Origin of the sequence: Bradyrhizobium sp. WU425, from assembly GCF_021052305.1 — a bacterium.
GTDB lineage: Bacteria > Pseudomonadota > Alphaproteobacteria > Rhizobiales > Xanthobacteraceae > Bradyrhizobium > Bradyrhizobium canariense_D.
The window spans coordinates 3,546,814-3,561,890 of sequence record NZ_CP088089.1; the positions used below are offsets into that span (position 1 = coordinate 3,546,814).

A 15,077-nucleotide genomic window follows, 5' to 3' on the forward strand; every position below is an offset into this window, starting at 1 on the left:
CTAGGACCCCTCGAAGCGTTTCCGGATGACGAGAAAATGCGCCGGCTGTCCCCAGGTGTTGATGAACGCCTGGTCGGACTGGGTGAGGGCCGTGACTGTGGACACGTCCCGTCGCCCGATCGCGACAAAGATGCGATGGAAGCTGTCGAGGGTCGCGACGATGGCGTCGATGTCGGACGCATCGTCGGCAAGGATGTCTGTGTCCGGTATCGTCTCGCGCAGTGACGCGAGGCTCGCGATCGCACGGGGCAGGCCGTCGCCGAAGGGATCGTCGATCATCGCATCGACATCGACAACCAATGTCTCGATCGAAGCCGAGATCGCCTCGACCGCTTCGGTCTTCCCGGCCAGATAGAGCTTCCGTCCGCCGAGAAAGCTCAGACGGCTGCGGCCGAGGTGGCGCGTCGCGCGCCGCAGCTTCTCGTCGTCGGAGAGGACCTTCTTGTGCCAGTAGACGTCCAGGCCGTCGCGATAGGCGGGCCACGCCGAATGGATATCGAATCCCTGCTCATGCGCCGCCGTGCACAAGGCTCCCGCCTCGAGGAAGTAGCGGTGCCGGACGAAAGGATTTTCGAGCACGTCCATCAGCCAGGATTCAAAGCTGCGCGTGTGCGGAATGCTGCTCCATTTTGCGTCGAACAGCAGCTTCGCCGTTTCGAGGCCGGGACGGCCCGTCAGTGCCTTGCCCGCCGCATGAATCGCCTTGAGCGCGAGCTCGAAGAAGCCGCCGTAGCGCTCGTAGTAGGAAACGACAACGTAACCGTCTGGATTGAGCAGCCGGTGAAAGATGCCGAGCCAATTTTCAGCCGGCTGGACCGTGTAGATGAATCCTTCGGCATCGATAATGTCGAAACGACGATCGCTGCGAAATCCTTCGACATCGAACGATACGAGTTCGCGGAGACGTTGGGCCTGGTTGAAATGGGCGAAGTAAGCCTGGATCTTCGCGTGCGCATGCCGGTTCGGCTCGGCGAGCGCCATGTTTGCGCCCCAGCCCGCAAACACCAGCGCGTTCTCGCCGGAATCAGGGCCGAATTCGAGCACGTCGGCGTCGCGGAACAACCGCGGCGGCAGCACCAGCTTGTCCGAAAACAACTCGCGCCGCAGGCCGGCATAGGCTTCGAGTTCGGCGGCGGATTTGAAATTCCCGAACGTCGGCAGGACGTCCTGACGTTCGTAATAGTTGAAGAGCTTGTCCTCAGCCATGCCGCGACCCTGCGGCCGCATCGAGGCGATCGAGCTCGCTCCAGATGTCGGAGGGCGCGAAGATCGAAACGATGTGGAGCGGACGCTTCACGTTTTCGCGCAGCCGGCTGCCGACCTTGTCTTCGTTCTCATGGTTCACGGCCAGAAGACAGACGAGCGGACCCGACTTGCCGGCGAGGTCCTCCGGCGGACGGATCGGAATCCCGGTGCCGGGCAGGAACAGACCCTGGCGCTCCTTCTGGTCGTCGACCGAGAGGTCGATGAGATCCGCGAGCCCATGGGCATTGGTGAAGGTGCAGGCGCGGCAGCCGGCGCCGTAGATGGCGATCTCGGCGCCGTTGGCGCGGGCCTTGGCGAGGGTCGGGCGAAGACGCGCGCCGTACTCCCTGGCGCGCCGACCGAATTTCTCGCCAACGCCGGACGGCGCCGGCGGGGCCGTCACGTCGCGCGTCGTATGTCGCGCTGCGATCGCGAGACTGCCGCCGCTGAAATTGTATTTCTTCACCGAGACCGCCTCGAAGCCGTGGCGCGCCAGCAGCGCCAGCAGCGTCGGCTCGGTGAAGTAGCTGACATGCTCCTCCCACAGGACCGAGAGATCACCCGCCGTCGAGCCGGGTGCGAAATCAGGCACGTCGATGAACAGCAGCCCGTCGTCGCGCAGCGCGATTTTCACGCAGTCGAAAAAGTTCTCGAAATCGACGATGTGCTCCAGCACCTGGCGCGAGACGACGAGGTCGAACTTGCCGGCCTCTGCGACCGCGTCGTGACACAGCGCCGGGCTGATCATGTCGGCATAGACCTTGATGCCACGCTCGCGGGCGATCTTGCCCGACACCGGGTTGGGCTCGACGCCCACCAAAATCTTCGCACCGCGTTCGCGCAACTTGTCCATGAACAGGCCGTCATTGCATCCGATCTCGAACACGGATTGGTGGGGCGAGAATCTGGCGATGGTATCGAGCTCGTCGACCTGGTGCGGCTCCGGCTTCCAGCTGCTGAAATTGTAGTTGAACTGCCGATACAGAATGTCGGGATCGATCGGCTTGACGATCTGGGGCAGGCCGCACTCGCCGCAGGCGAACACCTCGAACGGATACCGTTCCTCCTGTTCGTCGCGGCTGTGCCGAAGCCGATGCGCAATCGGCATCTGTCCGAGATCGATGACCGGGCGCAAATTGGTCGAATGACAGAGGCGGCAATGGTCAGTCATCGGTAGGAATCTCTGCTGGAATGGCTCGTGAAGTAGGGCGATGGGCCAGATGCTCCGTGGCGAGCGCACCGGTCCTAGTGACATAGTCCTGCGCTTCCGCGGCATCGCCGCCATCCGGCGCCCAGTCGGGAAATGCCGTGCGGGAGGGATCGAACGGACCGGCGGTAGTTTCGTGAAATACCAGCCACTCCGAGGTGATCAGGATCGAGTGAAACACCTGCTCGGGCATCCGGTAGTAGCAGAGCGCGCCCCGACCGTACGGCGCCATCTCGAGCACGTCGCGAATGCGGCCGTCGTCCTCGAAGATCACGACCTGCGCAGTGCCCTCGATCAGGTGAAACGATTCAGGTTTGCCAAAATGCTTATGAGGCCGCACATAGGCCTCGCAATGATGTACGATCAGCATCTCGTGCAGGCCGGACGAGGGATCGGGATGCGTGCATAGCCGGCTGCGCAGACGCGGATTGCCTGCGGCGATGCGCTTCAGCTCCGCGATCGTGGCATCGTCGGCCGTGACGATGGCGTCGTCCGAATAATACACTTCGGGATTTTGCGCCCGCAACGAGGTCGAGCGGCGCAGGCCCGTTGCTTCATTCGAAGAAGATGAACCCATGGTCGCCCCGATAGCCGCATTTGTCGTAGATCCAGGCCCAGGTTTCCGGACCGTGGAAACTCAGGCAGGTGAGCTGCCAGTAGAGCAGGTTCGCCTTCTCGCGCTCGTCGCGGAACGATTCCACCATCAGATATTTCGAGGCGCCGCGTCCAACGCGCTCGATCTCCGACACGGCCCGGAAGACGTCCTCGAGCGGAAGGTTGTGGAGCACGCCAAGCGACACCACGAGATCGAAGCTGTGATCGGGGTAGGGGAGCTCGACGGCGCTGCCGACCTTCAATTGCGGTCGCACCTCCTCCTTGGCGTTGGTGATGCCATAGTCGGAGATGTCGATGCCGGCGATGGTGAGGTCGGGGACGAGCTGCGTGAATTCGTAGAGCAAATAGCCCTTGCCGCAGCCGACATCGAGCACGCTCATCCCGGGCTTGATGCCGTAGCGGTCGATCAGAGTCTGGGCGAGCGGCCGCCATCGTCCGTCGTAGCGGTAACCGCCATAGCCATAGCGGCGGTCGCCGTCCCAGTAGTCGCGTCCCCATTGCCGCGCCACAGTGGCGGATTCCGCCTTGTCGTGCTCGACGACCCGCTGAACGTAGTTCCGCTTGGTCGATGCATGCATTGGCTGGAGCAGGTTGATCTCGGTCATGGTCCTCAACCGGTCCGCGGCATCGTCACAGGATGGTCGCGAATTTGTTGACGAGCAGGATGTCCTCGACGGCCTGGATGTTGTCGCGCGAGGACAGCGTGATCTCCTCGACGGCCGCGTGCAGATCGCAGCCCTCGCTCAGCACGCGGTCATAGATCTGCCGCCGCCTAGCCTCGTCGGGCGGCAGCATGAAGATGCTGTAGAGAATCAGACCGCGCAATCGCGGCAGCTCGTCGAGGATGTCCTCGAGCACCATGTAGCTGCCCGGCATCGTGTGCTCGGCGGCGCTGAGCAGATAATGCAGGTTCTTCCGCCGCGCATAGTCGCGGATCACGATGTTCTGGACGTGCTGGGGGGTGCGGCTGCCGTTGAGCGGCCGGGCGCCGATATAGCCGCGGTGGCCGGCTCGCTCAGCCATGGAAGCCTCCAGGCAGCTTGTACTGCATGCCGACGCGTGTCGCCGGACGCAGCAGGATCGGTTCAAAGAATTCGCCGAATCGCTTGTCCGCATAGGGCGACATGATGCTCTTGAAGCGGCAGTTCATGCTCCAGCGCGAGCCGGCTTCCTCGTTGATGCGATTGCCGTGCATCAGGGTCTGGTTGAACAGCATCACGTGACCGTAGGGAATCTCGATGAAGGTCGCGTGCGGCTTGATGGTCTGGTAGAGTTCCTCGGCGCTGCGCAGGCTGGCCATCCGGTCCTGCATGTCGCCGTTCAGGGATGGCGGCAGCAGATACATCGATTTGGTGCGGTGGACGTCGACCAGCGGCACCCACACCACGACCTCGAAGGGCGAGTCGCCCGACCAGACGTCGGAATGGGTGGCGAGGAGCGACGAATCGTCTCCGGGCAGCTGGATGCTGAGATTGACGCGGCGCTGCATGCAGAGCTCATTGCCGACGATGGTCTCGATCGTCGAGCGCGCCAGACGGAAATAGGTCGGCCGGAACCAGGGCTCGGCGTTGAGGCCGTTGAAGACGTGCAGCCGCAGACCGTTGAGATCATCGACGCTCACCCGCGTGTGGATGGTGTCGAGCATCGCATAGGGGTCGTTGCCGTGTGGCAGCTTCAGATAATCCGCCGCGAGCTCGGCGGCGCGCCGCTGGATCCGGTCGAGCCCGGTGCGATCGTCGGCCGGCGTGGTGACGAAGCCGTCGTCGATGAAGCGTTGCGCCAGCGCCTGCTCATCGGCCTCGAGGAAAGCCGTGTCCGTCATGCAAAATACTCCCGGGCAATCGCGCAAACATAGCTGATATCCGAGGCCGAGAGGAATTGGTTGATGGGGAGCGTGAGGATCTCATCCGCCTGCCGCTCGGTCACCGGGAACGCGCCGCGACCGTGACCCAGATGCGCCGCCGCCTCCTGGAGGTGGATTGGTACCGGATAGTGGATCGCGGTCTCGATGCCCTTGTCGGCAAGATATTTCTGCAAGACGTCGCGACGGTCGGTCTGCACGACGAAGGTGTGGAACGTGTTGAACTCGATGTTGCGGCAAACCGGGATGAACAGGGGAAGGCCGGCGAGCTCGGCGCGGTATTGCGCGGCGTTGCGGCGCCGGCGTTCGATGACAGAGGGCAGGTGACGCAAGCGAATGCGAAGCACCTCGGCCTGGACCGTGTCGAGGCGTGACACGATGCCCCATTCCTGAACGTCGCTGCGATTGATCAGACCGTGATTGCGCAGGCGGCGAATTCTCGCGGCAAGCTCGGCGTCGGCGGTGACGACGAAGCCGGCGTCGCCCGCGGCATTGAGGTTCTTCAGCGGGTGGGCGGAGAAGCAGCCGAACGTTCCGATGGTTCCGCTCATCCGCCCGTCATAGGTCGAGCCGACGGCCTGCGCGCTGTCCTCGATCAAGGCGAGAGCGTGCTTGGCCGCGATCGCCATCAGCGGGTTCATGTCCGCCATGCGCCCGGTCAGGTGCACCGGCATGATCGCCCTGGTGCGCGAAGTGACGGCGGCCTCGACTGCGGCGGGATCGATATTCTGATCCGGCAGCACGTCCGCAAACACAGGTGTGGCGCCGACGGCGATGATGGCCGCGGTCGATGCCACGAACGAATTCGGCGGAGTGATCACCTCGTCCCCGGGACCGATGTTGAGCGCCCTCAAGGACAGGATCAGCGCATCGGTGCCGGAATTCAGCGTCACCACATGCGGCGCGCCGAGATAGGTGGCGAGCTCCTCTTCGAGCTTCGCAACGGCCGCGCCGCCGATGAAGTCGCCGCGCCGGAACACGGCCTCGACTGCCTGCATGATCTCAACGCGCTCTTCCTCAAATTGCGCGGGAAGATTGACGTAACCGATGCGTCGGCGGCCGGTGTCAGCGTCCATTGCAGAACTTCCGAACGATCTCGATGACGCGGTCCTGCTGCGCCCGTGTCAGATGCTGGTCGACGGGGAAGCTGATGACTTCCCGGGCATGGCGGTCGGTGACCGGGAAGGTGCCCGGCGCGTAGCCGAGATGCTTGAGACCTTCCTGCTGGTACAACGGGATGGGATAGTGGATCTTCGCTTCAATGCCGTTGTCCAGACAGTATTTGTAGAGCTCGTCGCGACGCTCGGCGAACACCATGTAGAGATGGTAGACGTGCTTCACGTTGGGCCGGCGCGGCGGAATGCGCAGGCCGGGCAGGCCGGCAAGGCCCGAATCATAATAAGCCGCGTTCTCGATCCGACGTCGCGTAATCTCGCTGGTCTGGCCAATCAGCCAGTTGCCGACGACCGCCTGGAGGGAATCGAGCCGCGAATTGCAGCCGAGAATCGCGATCTCGTCGCGATTCTTCATGCCGTGGTTGCGGATCAGGCGAAGTCGCTCGTTCATCCCGTCGTCGTTGGTGACGACGACGCCGGCATCGCCCCAGACGTTGAGGTTCTTGAGCGGATGCAGCGAGAAGCCGGCCGCGATACCGTGGGTGCCCGACCGTTTTCCCGCGAACTCCGACAGGATGCCCTGGCAGGAATCCTCGACGACGGGGATGTTGTGACGCTGGGCGATCGCCATCAGCTTGCCCATGTCGGTGACCTCGCCGGTCAACTGAACCGGCATGATTGCCTTGGTCTTCTCGGTGATCGCGGCTTCGACGTAGTCGACGTTCATGCAGAAGGAGTCGTCGCAATCGACCAGCACCGGGCTCGCGCCGGTCTCCGCGATGGCGCCGACGGTGGCGATGAAGGTGTTGGCGGCCGTGATGACCTCGTCGCCATGGCCGATGCCGAGCGCCTTGAGCGGCAACTTGAGCGCATCGGTGCCCGATCCGACGCCGATGGCGTGACGCACGCCGATCAACTCGGCAAAGCGCCGTTCGAATTCCGCGACAGGCTTGCCCAGGGTGAAGTCACCGGTCGCCACCAGTCGGCCGATCTCGGCCAGGATCGGTGCCGGGTCGGAGAATTGCTCGAGCAGATAGGAATATCGAACGTCGTGCATGGGGCCCGTCAGGTGGAATGAAGTTGCGGAGAGGAGATGAGCGAGGCGGTGAGCGCGCGCTCGATCGAGGTCGCAATGGCGTCGGCGGAAAGTCCGTGCTTCTTCAGCAGCGAGTCCTGCGATCCGTAATTGTGCATGAACCGGTCCGGCAGCGACAACCGCAGGATCGCGGGCAGGCCAGAGCCGAGCGTGTCGATCAGCGTCTCCGCGACCGCGCTGCCGAGGCCGCCGGAGGGCACGTGCTCCTCCAGCGTCACCACGAGCCTGGTGCCCCGGATCGCTTGCAGCAGCGCCTCGGTGTCGAGCGGCTTGACCGTGTGCATATGCAGGATGCCGGCGCGAATGCCTTGCGCTGCCAGCAGGTCGGCCGCAGCAAGTGCGCGCTGGAGCATGATGCCAGTCGTGACCATGACGACGTCGCCGGGCGGCCGCATCAGGATGGCCTTGCCGATCTCGAAGCCGTGCTCGGCCTTTGAGACCACGGCGTCGCCGCCTTTGCCGAGCCGGATGTAGATCGGCCCCTTCCAGTCCAACGTCTGTTCCATCATGCGCGCAGCCTCGTCGGCGTCGCACGGGCAGACCACCGTCATGTTCGGCAGCGCCCGCATGATAGCGATGTCCTCGATCGCCTGGTGGGTGGGGCCGAGCGGGGCGTAGACGAGCCCGCCGCCATTGGCGATCAGCCGCACCGGCAGATTGTGCAGGCACAGATCGACGGCGACTTGCTCGTAGCAGCGGCGGGTCAGGAACGTGGCGATGGTGTTGACGTAGGGCACGAAGCCTTCCATCGCGAGACCGGCCGACATGCCGATGATGTGCGCTTCCGAAATGCCTTCGATCAGGTGCCGCTTGGGAAACTCCTTGCTCATCGCGCGCAAGGTGCCCGCGCCGGGATCGGAGCCGATGTAGAGCACACGCTCGTCGCGCGTGGCGAGCTTGTGGATCATGTTCATCGCGGTGTTGCGCATGAGGAGCCGATCAAAAATCGCCAACGGCGACGCGGATGGCGTCAAGCTCGCTGTCGGTCAACTTGTTCTTGTGATGCCAGTCGGCGTTCGATTCAGCGGCCGGCAGACCCTTGCCCTTGACGGTATGGCAGATGATCGCGGTGGGTTTTCCCGGGACGGGCGGGACCTGCTTCAGGACGGTGCGCAGGGCGCCGACGTCGTGGCCGTTGAGCTCCTGGACGGCAAAGCCGAAGCTGCGCCATTTGTCCGCGAGCGGCTCCAGCGGCAGGACGTAGTCGGTGGGCCCGTAGCTCTGCAGTTTGTTGTAGTCGATCAGCGCGACCAGATTGTCGAGCCCGTGTTTGGCCGCGCCCATGGCAGCTTCCCAAACCGATCCCTCGTTGATCTCGCCGTCGCCAAGCAGGACAAAGGTGCGGTAGGTGCGTTCGCGCATGCGCGCGGCGAGCGCCAGGCCGACACCGATCGACAGGCCGTGTCCGAGCGCACCAGTCGAGGCTTCGACGCCTGGTACCATTCCGTACTCGGGATGTCCGCCCAAAATGCTGTCGGGGCCGCAGAAACCGTCCAGCTCCGACAGCGGGAAGAAGCCGCGATCGCCCAACAGCGCATAGAGTGCCAGACACCCGTGCCCCTTGCTGAGGATCGCGCGGTCGCGGGCCGGATCGCGCGGGTTGTTCGGATCGATCCGCAGCACGTCGTCGTAGAGCACGCGGACCATCTCGATCAGCGACAATGCCGGACCGACATGTCCGCGTCCCGCTGAGCGGACAGAACCCAAGACCAGACGGCGCAGATAAAGGCTGCGCTCATCCAGCGTGCAGGTGAGGGCGGCTTCAGCGTGGGGTGAGATCTGGGTCACTTCGGTAAATCGGTTGGGCGAATCGTCTGATGAAGCCGGCGGGCTTTGTCGAGCTGACCGGCGAGGCGGATCCTAACATCGCCACCTTGCGCAGCCATTGCGCGCCGGGAGCGGCTGTCCGGCAAATAGGCGTTCAGGACAATCAGGCACCAGATTCCCTTGAACAGAGGATACAGTACGTCACGGCGGATCGCAAACGCGTCCTCGTTCGCCTCGAAGGCGCGCGACAGCCGTTCGATCAAGCGATTCGCGCTCGCTTCCGGCAGGTCGCTGCCGGGGTGAATGGCGGAGTCGGACACGAGTTTCACCGGATCGTCCCAGCCGAAATATTCGAAGTCGATGAATCGCAAGCGCCCGTCATCGGCGCGCAGTGCGTTGTGCAGTCCGAAGTCGGACGGACTCAGCGCGCGATGGGTGGGCGCGAGGTCCGCCGCTGGATCCCTGCCCAGTTCCGCGTAGCGCCGGCGGAGCTGCCGAATCGCGACGGCCGTGCTGGGAACTAGGCTGCCTTCGATAAACGCACGCAGGTCGGGATGATCATCCGAGGCCCGCCTCAGTGCGTCCAGGCGCTGCTCGTACTGGGTGATGGCCGCCTCGGGCGAGAAGATGCTGGCTGAGGCGTTGCGCAGATTCTGCGCGCCTTCGGCGTCGCGCAACTTCTGGAGCTCGATGAGGAAATCGGCGAGCTGATCGGCATCGTCGTCTTGAGGGCGCAGCACCGCCGCCTCGCCGTCGAACCATTGGTACAGCGCGCAGAACGCATGTGCATCCTTCGCGACTGGCTGCGGTGTCGACGTGATGCCATGGCGCGCCAGGAACGAGAGCGCATCATACTCCTGTCCCAGGCGATCGCGTCCGTCGGACGGGTAATGCTTGAGGGCGAGGGGCGGTCCGTTCGCCATCTCCAGCCGAAACACCCTGTTGTTGCCGCCGGATCGTGCCGGCTGGGCGGACGCAACACGCGCACCGGCCAGGCGGCTGCCGATCGCCATCGCATCCGGCGCGGTGATGTCGGTCTCGCTCATGCCGCAAACACCTCGCGGCGGATATCGGCCCATGTCGCGATTGGCTTGCAGTGTTCGGGGTGGGGCGGCTGCGACTGCGTGAACAGGATCGATCGCGTGGCCTTCGGAAAATGCGGTTGCTCGAAGACGTCGATGAGGTCATCGATGAAGACGTCGAGCTTCAGGCTCACGAGCCTCTCGACCTTGGCGGGCAGTGTGTCCTCGAAATAGACATCGTCGATAGCCAGCGCCGCATCCGCAGCGTCGACCAGGTTGGCTCTCCGCAGCCAACTGCGCGCGGCGTCACGCAGATCGGTGCGGTCGGGGTCCTGATGACCGAATCGGGTCTTGTGGCTGACGATGCAGACCTTCGAGCCGGCCTGCTTGCACGTCGCCAGGAATTCCCGCACTCCTGGATAGATTTCGGCGCCGCCAATTCCCTTGCCGTAGACGAAGCCTTGCAGTCCTTGCCAGGCGAGCTCGCCGCCCGCGCGGGACCGGAGATGATCCCGTAGGTCGGTCTTCAGCCCCTCCCAGCCTTCCGGCACCAGCCCATGCTGACGTGCGACGGTGGCAAAGACCTTGTCGTAGCAGATGATCGTGTTGTCGAAATCGATGCCGATCCGCACGCCGCTCACTTCAGGCTGATGTTCTGCATCATCTTGATGTTGAAGTACCGGGGGTCGTTGAGCGAGTTCGGCAGGCGACCGCCCTTGAAGGCGTTGACGAGGCCGGACACGGCCTGCTCGATCGTGTGGGTCGGCGCAAAGCCGAGCTCGCGGCGGATCTTCTCCGAAGAGACGTGGTAGGAGCGGAGATCGTCGGTCGGCTCGACGACGACGTCGACATTGCTGCCGACCACTGACTTAACGATGTCGGCGATCTTCATCAGCGAGTGGTTCTCGTAGCCGATATTGTAGGTCTTGCCGTCGATCTTCGCGTCATCCTGCTGGAGCAGGAACAGATAGGCGGCTGACATGTCCTCGATGTGCAAATTAGGCCGGCGCTGCGTTCCACCGAACACGCGAATGCGGCCGGTGTTGACCGCGAGATTTGTCAGGATGTTGACGACGACGTCGAGCCGCTGCCGCGGTGCGTAGCCGCAGACGGTGGCGGGACGAACCGTGCAGGTGACGAAACCGGACGCGGCCTCGTCGGCAAGGTCGGTCTCGCACATCGCCTTGAACTTCGAGTAGTCCGTGAGCGGCTCGCAGGACAAGTCCTCGGTCACCTCGGCCTCGTCCTTGATGCCGTAGACGCTGGACGAGGAGGCGTAGATGAAGCGCTTGATGCCCGCCTTCTTGGCGGCGCGCACCATCGGCCGGAAGCAGTCGTAGTTGATGGATTTGCCGAGCCCCGGGTCCAGCTCGAACGACGGATCGTTGGAGATGCAGGCAAGGTGGATCACGGCGTTGTTGCCGCGCAGGGCCTCGTTGATCGCGGCTTCGTCACGGATGTCGCCCTTGATCAGGCGCAAATCGGGATTGTTGCGGACGGCATCGAACACGTCCTCGCCGTACATGAACAGGTCGAGCACGGTGACCTTATGGCCCGCAGCGAGCAATTGGGGAACCAGCACGCTACCGACATAGCCGGCACCCCCGGTGACCATCACATTCCATTTTTGACCAATCACTGTCGTTCTCCAGTATCTGCCGTCGCGCTACTTCAATAGCGCAGTGACGAACTTGACCAGCGGCACCTTTTCGACCGAGCTGCGGTGGCCGACGATCCCGACCTTGATCGCGCCGGCTGCGTTGCCGATGAAGGCGACGTCCTCGATATTGCCGCCGGCGGCAACCAGCGGCGCGGTGATCGTCAGGAAGGCGTCGCCCGCGCCGACAGTGTCCACGACGGTCTTGGTGAACGCGGGGACGCGCGTGACGCCGGTTTTCGACGAGAAGGGGTAACAGCCGAAGGAGCCGTGCGTGATGATCATGTTGTCGCAGTCGATCTTGCCGTGCAGGCCGGCCTCGATCACGGACGCGATGTCGCTGAACTTGTCGGTTGCAGCCAGACGCGCCTCCGGCGCATCGATGCAGATGTAGTCCGCCCGCGGATACCTCGTGATCAGGTTGTAGCCGTGATTGCCACTGTTGCTCTGGGCATTGACCGCAAGGAACTTGGAGTTGGCGATCAGGGTGTCGATCGTGCTCGACGCGATCATGCCGTGACCGAAATCGGTGGCGATGACTACGTCCGCGCCACGCACGCGCTCCGTCGTGATACGGTCGATCTCCTTCCGATCGGCCTCGTCGAGCGGCGTATCGTCCATGGTGTAGACTTCGAACAGCTTGTGCAGATATCCCAGCTCGACGTACCGCGATTTGCGGGTCGTCGGACGGCCCGGAAGGCGGATCGGCGTAAACGTGACATTCGGGCGGACATGCGCCCGAATGAACTCTTCGGGGTCGTCGTTGCCGCCCAGCGTCGTGACGACTTCCACCGATTTACAGAAGCTCGCGACATGGTTGGCCGCGGCGATGACGCCGCCGGCAAATTGCTCGCCGCTCTTGAACAGCGTGGCGACGATGTTTTCCTTCGATGCCTTTCCGAGCGCCGTGACGTACTGGTATTCGTCGATGATGGTGTCGCCGACCAGCACGACGTGCATGTCCTGCACCTTGTCGATGAGCTTCAGCAGGCGATCGGCGCCGCCACCTTCACGGACCTTTTGCAGGTAGTCGCGGAGTGGCGGATCGTAGATGTCGAAATACCGGTTCACCAGCGACGAGGAGCTGAAGGTCACGTCGCGCGTGAACACGATGCGTCCGCCGTGACGCTCGACGGCGTCGCGCTCGGTCCGGATCTTGCCGGTTACGTCGTCTTCGGGGTTTTCGTAGTCGGACCCCTTCACATAGATGTCCGGCCGCACCGTATCCAGGATCGGCTCGGCGCTGGAGGTGTGATTGATGCCGACCCAATCGACGTTCGCGAGCGAGGCCAGCATCTCGGCCCGCATGTTTTCGGGGAAGATCGGCCGACCCGGTCCCTTGTTGACGTAACGGTCGGCGGTGATCGTCACCATGACGACGTCGCCCTCGTTGCGCGCCGCCTGGATGTGCCTGATATGGCCGAGATGCACGAGGTCGAAGACTCCGTGGCAGAGTGCAACCTTCCGGCCCCGCGCTTGCGCGGACCGCGCGATCTCGCCCAGTTCCTCGATTGTCTTGATCTTTTCGTGCGTCGCCAGTTGGTCGTTCAACGCGGGATTGCCGGTCGGAATATTGCCCATGTGAATAACCCAAAGCGCCAGCCGGCCTCAGCCGGGCGGCCCGGAATTGATCGATTCGCGGCAACAATACCCGGCGAGCCTGTTCACTGGCTTGCCTTCTGCGGCGCGCCGGACGCCGCGTCGTTGTTGTCCCCGAGATATTTGAACCAGTCCTTCGTGGCGTCCGCGATCTTGTCCACCGTCCACAGGGGAGCGTCCTTGTACTGATCCATCGACTTCAGCATCGTCGCGACCCCATCCTCAAATTTTACCTTCGGCGTCCATTTCAGGATCCGCTTGATCTTGGTGATGTCGGCATAGGTGCAATCGGGCTCGCCGGGGCGCTTGGGAATGTGGACCTTGTCGCCGCCGAGAAGCTCGACCAGCCGGTTGACGCTGTAGGTGTTGTCTGAGCCGACGTTGAAAATCTCGTTCGAGACGTCGGAGCGCGCGGCGGTCACGAAAGCGTCGGCGACATCGCTGACGAAGGTGAAGTCGCGGGTCTGCTCGCCGTCGCCGACCACCGTGAAGGGCTTGCCGGCGAGCTTCTGCGCCATGAACACGCCGAACACGGCGCCGTAGGTGCCCGTGGTGCGGTGGCGGGGCCCGTACACGTTGAACAGGCGCAGCGCGACCGCGGGCAGCTTGTAGACCTGGCACCAGTGCATGACGCACTGCTCGCCGAGCTTCTTGGTGAGGGCATAGGGATACATCGGCCGGATCTCGGCGCTCTCCGGCGTCGGATAGACGTCGGGAATTCCGTAGCAGGACGACGACGCGGCATAAACGAAGCGGCTGACGCCCGCCTGCCGTGCAGCCTCGAGAACGTGGACCGTGCCATCGACATTGGCGCGGTGATACGGGATCGGGGACTCGATTGAGCGAACGATGTCGGCCAGCGCTGCGAGATGGAATACCCAGTCGATGCCGTCGAAATGCGGCTTGATCGATTCGAGTTCGGTGACGTCGGCCCGCACGATCTTCAGTCGATCAGAATCGACGCGCGAGGCCAGATTTTCGGGGCGTCCGATCACAAAATTATCGAGCGCGACGACCTCGTGGCCATCGTCGAGGAGGCGGTCGACGAGGTGACTGCCGATGAAGCCGGCGCCGCCAGTAACGATGCACTTCATAGGAACATCCGTGATGCGAATGCCCAGCGAAACAGGCCCGCCAATGTTGAGTGTAAGGTGGAAACCGAATCGGCTGCGGTCAACTTCGAAGGTAATATACCTTTGCAAATGCTGGTGATAGCCGGTATCAGGGCGTCATGTCGCCGTCGAGCTGCCAACCTATGCCTGTGGAGCACATCGATCCCGATCACAAGGCTTTCCTCGACGACTATGTGAGGCGCCTCCATCACGCGACGGCAATTGACGACGGGGTTTTCGCCAGGATTTCCGACACCCGCACGGCCTGGTTGCGTGCGCGCGAGCAGGGCGGCCGCGTCATCTTCATCGGCAATGGAGGTTCGGCCGGCATTGCTTCCCATCTCGCAATCGATCTGGCGAAGAACGCATCGGTGCCGGCACTCTGCTTCAGCGATGCCAGCATGATGTCGTGCCTTGCCAATGATTACGGCTTCGAGGACTGGCTTGCGCATGCTGTGAGGCTGAGCGCCCGCTCCGGCGATTGCCTAGTCGCGATCAGCTCGTCGGGACGCTCGAAGAACATTCTCAAGGCGGTCGCGCAGGCGCGGACGATGAAGCTCGATGTGATCACGCTGTCGGGCATGAACGCGGAGAATCCGCTGCGCAATCTCGGCGACGTCAATTATTACGTCGACAGCCGCAGCTACAATATTGTCGAGACCACGCATCAGTTCTGGATGATGGCCGCGATCGACCTCATCATCGGTCGCGCGGAATATCCGGCGTCCTGAGGCGGTGCCGTCGATCTGATCACCACGTGGTGAGATACCTCACCCGCTCG

The 15,077-nt window shown here is 63.2% G+C and carries 16 protein-coding genes; 1 reads left to right on the top strand and 15 read right to left on the bottom strand.

Annotation, left to right across the window (positions count from 1 at the left end; translation table 11 throughout):
- The 15 genes from BcanWU425_RS17075 to BcanWU425_RS17145 form a co-directional block, all read right to left on the bottom strand.
- Positions 1-1,206, bottom strand: coding sequence for a class I SAM-dependent methyltransferase (locus BcanWU425_RS17075; RefSeq protein WP_204511532.1), 1,206 nt, complete (start codon positions 1,204-1,206; stop codon positions 1-3).
- The gene (locus BcanWU425_RS17080) at positions 1,199-2,416 is read right to left on the bottom strand and encodes a class I SAM-dependent methyltransferase (protein WP_204511531.1); all 1,218 of its coding nucleotides are present in this window, start codon (positions 2,414-2,416) and stop codon (positions 1,199-1,201) included. Before BcanWU425_RS17080 ends, BcanWU425_RS17075 begins: the two co-directional genes overlap by 8 nt.
- Positions 2,409-3,029 carry a WbuC family cupin fold metalloprotein gene (locus BcanWU425_RS17085; protein ID WP_204511530.1) on the bottom strand — a complete coding sequence of 207 codons (621 nt, stop codon included), beginning with the start codon at positions 3,027-3,029 and terminating at the stop codon, positions 2,409-2,411. The genes BcanWU425_RS17080 and BcanWU425_RS17085 overlap by 8 nt, the downstream gene beginning before the upstream one ends.
- Positions 3,007-3,672, bottom strand: coding sequence for a class I SAM-dependent methyltransferase (locus BcanWU425_RS17090; protein ID WP_204511529.1), 666 nt, complete (start codon positions 3,670-3,672; stop codon positions 3,007-3,009). The genes BcanWU425_RS17085 and BcanWU425_RS17090 overlap by 23 nt, the downstream gene beginning before the upstream one ends.
- Positions 3,673-3,697: 25 nt before the next feature.
- The gene (locus tag BcanWU425_RS17095) at positions 3,698-4,090 is read right to left on the bottom strand and encodes an LIC12192 family sporadic carbohydrate cluster protein (protein ID WP_204511528.1); all 393 of its coding nucleotides are present in this window, start codon (positions 4,088-4,090) and stop codon (positions 3,698-3,700) included.
- Positions 4,083-4,889 carry a sporadic carbohydrate cluster 2OG-Fe(II) oxygenase gene (locus tag BcanWU425_RS17100; protein ID WP_204511527.1) on the bottom strand — a complete coding sequence of 269 codons (807 nt, stop codon included), beginning with the start codon at positions 4,887-4,889 and terminating at the stop codon, positions 4,083-4,085. The genes BcanWU425_RS17095 and BcanWU425_RS17100 overlap by 8 nt, the downstream gene beginning before the upstream one ends.
- Positions 4,886-6,004 (bottom strand): DegT/DnrJ/EryC1/StrS family aminotransferase, encoded by a 1,119-nt coding sequence (locus tag BcanWU425_RS17105; protein ID WP_204511526.1) that lies wholly within the window; start codon positions 6,002-6,004, stop codon positions 4,886-4,888. The genes BcanWU425_RS17100 and BcanWU425_RS17105 overlap by 4 nt, the downstream gene beginning before the upstream one ends.
- Complete coding sequence (locus BcanWU425_RS17110; RefSeq protein WP_204511525.1) at positions 5,994-7,100, bottom strand: DegT/DnrJ/EryC1/StrS family aminotransferase; 1,107 nt, start codon at positions 7,098-7,100, stop codon at positions 5,994-5,996. The genes BcanWU425_RS17105 and BcanWU425_RS17110 overlap by 11 nt, the downstream gene beginning before the upstream one ends.
- Before the next feature lie 8 nt (positions 7,101-7,108).
- A complete protein-coding gene (locus tag BcanWU425_RS17115; protein WP_204511524.1) occupies positions 7,109-8,068 on the bottom strand; it encodes a transketolase family protein in 960 nt (319 codons plus the stop codon).
- 10 nt (positions 8,069-8,078) lie between these two features.
- Complete coding sequence (locus tag BcanWU425_RS17120) at positions 8,079-8,927, bottom strand: transketolase (RefSeq protein WP_204511523.1); 849 nt, start codon at positions 8,925-8,927, stop codon at positions 8,079-8,081.
- Complete coding sequence (locus tag BcanWU425_RS17125; protein ID WP_204511522.1) at positions 8,924-9,952, bottom strand: phosphotransferase; 1,029 nt, start codon at positions 9,950-9,952, stop codon at positions 8,924-8,926. The genes BcanWU425_RS17120 and BcanWU425_RS17125 overlap by 4 nt, the downstream gene beginning before the upstream one ends.
- On the bottom strand, positions 9,949-10,560 hold the full coding sequence (locus BcanWU425_RS17130) for a hypothetical protein (protein ID WP_231190734.1): 612 nt from the start codon (positions 10,558-10,560) through the stop codon (positions 9,949-9,951). Before BcanWU425_RS17130 ends, BcanWU425_RS17125 begins: the two co-directional genes overlap by 4 nt.
- 5 nt (positions 10,561-10,565) lie before the next feature.
- Complete coding sequence (locus BcanWU425_RS17135) at positions 10,566-11,567, bottom strand: NAD-dependent epimerase/dehydratase family protein (RefSeq protein WP_204511520.1); 1,002 nt, start codon at positions 11,565-11,567, stop codon at positions 10,566-10,568.
- 27 nt (positions 11,568-11,594) lie between these two features.
- The gene (locus BcanWU425_RS17140; protein WP_204511519.1) at positions 11,595-13,166 is read right to left on the bottom strand and encodes a PfkB family carbohydrate kinase; all 1,572 of its coding nucleotides are present in this window, start codon (positions 13,164-13,166) and stop codon (positions 11,595-11,597) included.
- 83 nt (positions 13,167-13,249) lie between these two features.
- Positions 13,250-14,278, bottom strand: a complete 1,029-nt coding sequence (locus BcanWU425_RS17145) for an SDR family oxidoreductase (protein ID WP_204511518.1) — start codon at positions 14,276-14,278, stop codon at positions 13,250-13,252.
- Positions 14,279-14,439: 161 nt separating this feature from the next.
- On the opposite strand from BcanWU425_RS17145, the gene BcanWU425_RS17150 reads away from it, so the two are divergent.
- Positions 14,440-15,027: an SIS domain-containing protein gene (locus BcanWU425_RS17150; RefSeq protein WP_231190741.1), complete on the top strand. Its 588-nt coding sequence runs from the start codon at positions 14,440-14,442 to the stop codon at positions 15,025-15,027.
- Positions 15,028-15,077 lie beyond the last annotated feature (50 nt).

Excerpts from the sequence above, each read along its gene's own strand:
- BcanWU425_RS17140 (WP_204511519.1), bottom strand. The coding sequence starts at position 13,166 with ATGGGCAATATTCCGACCGGCAATCCCGCGTTGAACGACCAACTGGCG.
- BcanWU425_RS17095 (WP_204511528.1), bottom strand. The coding sequence starts at position 4,090 with ATGGCTGAGCGAGCCGGCCACCGCGGCTATATCGGCGCCCGGCCGCTC.
- BcanWU425_RS17090 (WP_204511529.1), bottom strand. The coding sequence starts at position 3,672 with ATGACCGAGATCAACCTGCTCCAGCCAATGCATGCATCGACCAAGCGG.
- BcanWU425_RS17150 (WP_231190741.1), top strand. The coding sequence starts at position 14,440 with ATGCCTGTGGAGCACATCGATCCCGATCACAAGGCTTTCCTCGACGAC.
- BcanWU425_RS17100 (WP_204511527.1), bottom strand. The coding sequence starts at position 4,889 with ATGACGGACACGGCTTTCCTCGAGGCCGATGAGCAGGCGCTGGCGCAA.
- BcanWU425_RS17145 (WP_204511518.1), bottom strand. The coding sequence starts at position 14,278 with ATGAAGTGCATCGTTACTGGCGGCGCCGGCTTCATCGGCAGTCACCTC.
- BcanWU425_RS17125 (WP_204511522.1), bottom strand. The coding sequence starts at position 9,952 with ATGAGCGAGACCGACATCACCGCGCCGGATGCGATGGCGATCGGCAGC.
- BcanWU425_RS17110 (WP_204511525.1), bottom strand. The coding sequence starts at position 7,100 with ATGCACGACGTTCGATATTCCTATCTGCTCGAGCAATTCTCCGACCCG.
- BcanWU425_RS17075 (WP_204511532.1), bottom strand. The coding sequence starts at position 1,206 with ATGGCTGAGGACAAGCTCTTCAACTATTACGAACGTCAGGACGTCCTG.
- BcanWU425_RS17105 (WP_204511526.1), bottom strand. The coding sequence starts at position 6,004 with ATGGACGCTGACACCGGCCGCCGACGCATCGGTTACGTCAATCTTCCC.
- BcanWU425_RS17085 (WP_204511530.1), bottom strand. The coding sequence starts at position 3,029 with ATGGGTTCATCTTCTTCGAATGAAGCAACGGGCCTGCGCCGCTCGACC.
- BcanWU425_RS17115 (WP_204511524.1), bottom strand. The coding sequence starts at position 8,068 with ATGCGCAACACCGCGATGAACATGATCCACAAGCTCGCCACGCGCGAC.
- BcanWU425_RS17080 (WP_204511531.1), bottom strand. The coding sequence starts at position 2,416 with ATGACTGACCATTGCCGCCTCTGTCATTCGACCAATTTGCGCCCGGTC.